This is a genomic window from Corallococcus sicarius, assembly GCF_003611735.1.
In the GTDB taxonomy this organism is placed as follows: Bacteria; Myxococcota; Myxococcia; order Myxococcales; family Myxococcaceae; genus Corallococcus; species Corallococcus sicarius.
The window spans coordinates 1-4992 of sequence record NZ_RAWG01000479.1; the positions used below are offsets into that span (position 1 = coordinate 1).

Here is a 4992-nt window from a genome sequence, read left to right on the forward strand (position 1 = left end):
TCTGTCGCCGAGCTGCGCGCCCAGGCACGCGCTTCATTCGTGCGCCTGGGCCACCGCCACGACGTTCTCGCCGCCTTCATCCTTCACGCGGGCCTGCGCCTTACCGGACTTCCCTGAAGAGGGTTAGTCTTGGAGACATTCTGGAGACAGCTTGATGGCCCCAACCTTCGGCAGCAAGCAGGACCATCTGCATTCGGTTCTGCTCGTCCGCATCCACATCCCCGGAGCGGCTGATGCCCCGCAGCCGCTCACGCTCCGCCTCGTCCACCCGCAGCGGTCCCATACCGGGGGTGTACAATATGTGTCCAGGCGCTTAGCTCCAGATGGATAGCCGCGGAGGGGGGCTGAAGGAATACCCCATGAGTCCAGGAGGAACATAACGGTACTCAGATCGGAGCCTCATCCCCCGCCGATGTGCAAGCTGCGCAAGGGCAAGCCCCTCGATGAATACGTTTGCTTCCGTGAGCGTGAAGGCACGGCCCAGGGGACTGGGGCTGGTCTCCCGCTTCTTCTCGACCTGCTCCGCCCACTGCTCGACGAGAGCCCCCAGCGCCTCCTCGAAGCGAGCCTCGTCCCGGCTTGCAATGGCCTGGAGGATGTCGAACCGTGCCGAGCCCGCCCCCTCCAGGGCGCGCTCCATCCGGTCAAGCTTCTGGCGCAGCAGGGACTCATCTGGCTGGGTGGCGGCAAACTCGGGAAGCACGTCGAAGAAGCAGAAGTCGTCCTCGTATTCCATGCCCTCCGTCCATCTCGGCGCCATGTGCCCTCCCATGCGGTGGGCCAGTCGCAGCTCCCCGATGGCGAGCGCATCAAGCAGCGGTGTGCCCCGGCTCCGGGCCAGGTAGTAGGGGTCAAGCTCCTTCCTGGCGCCCTGGAATTCCAGGAACTGGAGGTAGGCATCCGCCGCTCGAAAGAGACACTGGAAGAAGTCCTCCCGGTCATAGGTGGCGAGCAGCAGGCCACAGCCCAGCTGACGGTAGCCTCTCGCCAGTTCGAGAACCTTGGCCGCATCCGGTCCCTGGCTTCGAAGGGCCTGAAGCTTCAGGGCCAGCATGTGCTGCAGGTTGCCGTTAAGTGTCTCCAGGTCCTTGATGCTCATCGCACCTCCAGGGACTCGTCGCCGAGCGGGTGCTTGAGCAGGACGGCGGCGACCTGCCCCTCGTCGGAACTGGACCACACCAGGACCCGCGCCCCCTCGGCGTACCCCTTGACGAAGGAGCGGGCCGCGGCCACGACGGCGATGGCTCCGCTGGCGGCGCCGGTGTCCCCAAGGGAAGCGGCGGGCCAGTGCAGGGCCGCGTCAGCGAGCGCCCCCCGCGCAGAGAGCCGCACGAGCGCGTTCGCCCACTCCTGGGCCCGTGTGTCCTCGCCATTCAGGTCCCCATAGATGGCGCCGACCCTGCCCGCCTGCCGCAGGGTCTGCTCCAGCACCTCGGACAGGGCAATCCCGGTGGGCCGCCCGCCGCTGGCGCGGGGCGCGGCCTCCTGGCCGACGGACACGCGACCCAGCCGGCACTGGATGAAGGCTCCGCGCCGCCGGGCTACCGTCTCGGGCTCCACCAGCAGGGCCGCCACGGCTTCGCCCGGGACCAGCCCCCGTGGACGCTCCGGCGTCTTGAGGCGCCCGTCCGCCATCAGCAGGCCTAGTTCGTCATCGCCCACGAGGCTGTCGGCGCAGACGATGAGCGCGCGCTCAATGGCGCCCTCCTCCAGCCGTGTGGTGGCCTCTCGCAGCGCCGCCAGCGCGGACACGTTCCCGTGGAACACGGTGTACGTCCGCTCCGGAGCCAAGTGCAGGCCGACCAGCCGGATCGCGGTGCGGGCCAGGTGGGCCTTGAGGATGTCATCATAGAAGTCGACCGCTTCATTCCGGGTCCGGCTCAAGCCCACGTAGAGGGCGGTACGCCCCCAGAAGCCCGCGTCCGAGCCATCAAGACCGGTGCTGTCGAGCAGGTCGCCCAGGGCCAGGGAGGTGAGACGGACGTAGAGGCCGAGCCCCTGGAAGCCCTCGGTAATGCCCCAGAGGGGGTGTCCGGTGACGGGCTCCGCGCCCAGCGAGGTGGACACCTTGAAGGCCAGGGGGCGGGGCCGGGTCATCCCGCATCGGAGCGAAGCGCAGGCCGTGGCGACATCATGGCCCACGGCGCACACCAGTCCGGTGCCGGTGAGAACCAGGGGTATCATAGTCGCACCCTCGAGCCCGCTCCAGTCACGCCTTCCGCCTGGAGCTCGACGGCGCAGACGTCATCGAGGCCGTCAGCGAGAGGAACATGGCCTCGCCACAAGAGAAAAAGGCGGTGCTCATCCGTGTCGAGGATGACGGTGTCCAGGTGGAACTCGGGCCGGGCCAGTTCGTTGCCCGCCAGTTTCACGGTGGCTCGGGGCGTCACATGTGGAAGCCGGAAGGAGAGGGGTCCGAGGGGAGAGGCATGGACGAGGACGACCTCCTCTCCGCCGCGGAGGAAACCGGGCGCCACCAAGCCAGGGGAGGCCGCATTGAAGAAGCGCCGGTCGAAGTTCCTGGGCAGCAGGGGCTTGCGCTGGCGGTCCCAGGCCTCGTCATAGGTACCGGCGAAGGCGGCGCGGGGCTGCCAGTGGGGGGACAGAAAGCCGAAGCCCGCCGGCGGCACCTGCTGGCCGAAGCGCTCCAGGGGATGGTCTGGGTCCTCCAGGTTGGGCAGGGGCAGGGCTTCCTCAAAGTGCCGGGGACTGGAGCGGAAGCCGACCCCCACGGGGTTTCGCGGCTCGAAGGAATGCCGGCCCTGCTCCGCACCGGAGCGGTCCCACCCACCGAAGGCCCGCTCATAGACGAGGGGGAGCCGCTCGAAGGGCAGCGGCTGCGTCATGGAGATGGAGCCGAGGCTCTTGAACCAGACCCGCTCCCCCACCACGCGGACCGACTTGCGCACCGGCCCGACCCGCAGGGAGACGCGCAGCTCGCGCGTGCCTCGCTCGGGAGCCCAGGCATGGCCGACGAGGACGACGTCCGTGGCGGGCTTGAAGAAGGCGCACTCGGGCTCATAGCGGTAGCTGGACGTCTCAGGCGTTCCCCAGTACTGGCCGGAGAGGTCGACGGGAGCCTGCGCCTCGGCGAGCATCAAGCCGTCACGCTGGATGACATACGTGGCCTTGGCCACCAGCACCAGCAGCGGGCGTAGCTCCTCATCCGCGAGCGCCAGCAGCTTGAGGGCGAAGGGAGTCTGGTTCTGCAAGGACGGGTGACCCAGGCATCACCTCACCGGAAGAGGAGTTGGGACAGCGGCTGCATCGGGAGCCGGGCCTGGCTCTCGCAGGCCCGTGTCCACTCCGCACGCTGCCGCCGGGCCCATGCCCGGGTCTGGAGTTGGTGGGCTCCACGGCTGCGGATGGAGAGCTCCAGGGAGAGCATGTGCCGACGCCGCATGGGCCCCCGGCCGAGCACCTCCAGCAGGCGGCCCGCGCTGGCGGGCTTCCCGGCAAGGTACCGGGTCCCCTGCTCGAAGCCCTTGTGGGCCTGTATCCACCAGGCGGACACCGCCTCGGGCGCCGGTAGGGGCAGGCTGTCCTCCGGTCTGGGCGTCAGGTCCGCATCCAGATCCTCCTCCCGTGAGGAGGACTCCCGCGCCGGCTCGGCGGGCAGCGCATGGGGCCCGGCGATGGCCAGGCCGGTGATGGCGGAGAAAGCCTCGGCCGCCAGTGCCGCCGTCCTGGCGGGCCGCATCATCTCGAGGCAGGCCTCCGCGGCAGCCACGCGCCCACTGAACCCCAGGGCCCAGAGGACGTCGGCCTGGAGCGCGCTGCCGCCAAGCATGCCCAGCAGCTCCCGCAGCTCCGCCTCGCCGCCGCCCAGGGCCATGAGCACGCGGGCCCTGCGGCTGCCCTCCTCGCGTGTCCGCGCCAGCTCCAGGCAGGCATGCCAGGCAGCGCGCGCGCCATGCTGGAGCCCGAGCACGATGGCCTCCCAGCGCACCTGGGGGTGGGCATCCACGAGCCCAGCCCGCAGTAACTCCGCTCGGACGCTGTCGGGAGGCAGGCGTCGGGCACACCGCAGCGCGGAGGCCCGGATACCGGGTGCGTCATGATTGAGCAGGGCCTCCAGCTCTGGCCCGGGCGTCACGCCCAGGAAGGCCAGGGCCTCGAGCGCGAGCGCCTGAAGGGCGGGCTCGGCGTCCGCCAGGAACGGGCGGATCTGCTCGGTGCCGGCCGGCCCCTCGATCAGTTGCAGGGCGCGCTGGATGGCGGCACGCGGGCCCGGCTCGCTGTCGGCCAGCAGTAGGCGCAGGCCCGCCGCTTCCACGCAGCCCCCGAGCACCAGCGCGTACGTGGCGGCGGAGACGCGCTCCGGCTCGTCCGACAGGAGCGCGGGACGCAGCAGGCGATGGGCCACGGGGGCGCCCGCCTCCGCCAGTGCCTCCAGGTGAGCCCGGAGCCGCCCCTCCAGTTCGGCCGTCTCCTCGAGGTCGAAGTCGGGGGCAAGCAGGGCACGCTCCCACTGCATCCAGAGGAAGGCCGCGTCCTCCACGTGCTCCTCGTGGATGTCCCAGCGGGGTATCAGGTTGTTGTGCGCGTGCATCAGTTGATCTCCACTGCGCCTCCCCGGATACGGTGATTCCCCGTGGCAGTCGACTCGAGCTGCACGCCCTTGATGATGACCCGGCCGTTGCGCCGCAGGGTGATGCTCGCCTTGCCACACTCAAGGACAATCTCGTCCTTGCCCTGGATGACCACGCGCCGGCCATCGACCGTGGCGCCCCGATTCCGGGGGGAGTCGCTGGAGTCGAGCAGGGCATCGAGCAGGGGGGTGTCACCCATGGCATGGATGAGGCCCATCAACAGGGGCCGGGTGGGGTCTCCGTTCTCGAACAGCAGCACGGCCTGCTGCCGCGTAGCCCCGGCCCGCTCAAGGGCCTTCGACTCCAGGGGCACGGTCGACCGGGCGACGAGGGGGCCCTCCGGATTGCCTTCATAGTCCACGAGCACCCCGCGGCCGGGCTCGAAGCCCACGACCCACCC

The 4992-nt window shown here is 70.0% G+C and carries 5 protein-coding genes; all 5 read right to left on the minus strand.

Annotated features, from left to right (window positions below; all coding sequences use genetic code 11):
• Positions 1-313: 313 nt before the first annotated feature.
• On the minus strand, positions 314-1099 hold the full coding sequence (locus D7X12_RS39140; protein WP_120630250.1) for an Imm49 family immunity protein: 786 nt from the start codon (positions 1097-1099) through the stop codon (positions 314-316).
• On the minus strand, positions 1096-2184 hold the full coding sequence (locus D7X12_RS39145) for a hypothetical protein (protein WP_147443941.1): 1089 nt from the start codon (positions 2182-2184) through the stop codon (positions 1096-1098). The genes D7X12_RS39140 and D7X12_RS39145 overlap by 4 nt, the downstream gene beginning before the upstream one ends.
• Complete coding sequence (locus tag D7X12_RS39150) at positions 2181-3212, minus strand: DUF2169 family type VI secretion system accessory protein (protein WP_244225047.1); 1032 nt, start codon at positions 3210-3212, stop codon at positions 2181-2183. The genes D7X12_RS39145 and D7X12_RS39150 overlap by 4 nt, the downstream gene beginning before the upstream one ends.
• 23 nt (positions 3213-3235) lie before the next feature.
• Positions 3236-4552 (minus strand): TIGR02270 family protein, encoded by a 1317-nt coding sequence (locus D7X12_RS39155; protein ID WP_120630253.1) that lies wholly within the window; start codon positions 4550-4552, stop codon positions 3236-3238.
• Positions 4552-4992: DUF6484 domain-containing protein (locus tag D7X12_RS39160; RefSeq protein WP_208719574.1), on the minus strand; the 441-nt coding region annotated here is incomplete at its 5' end. The genes D7X12_RS39160 and D7X12_RS39155, both read right to left, overlap by 1 nt.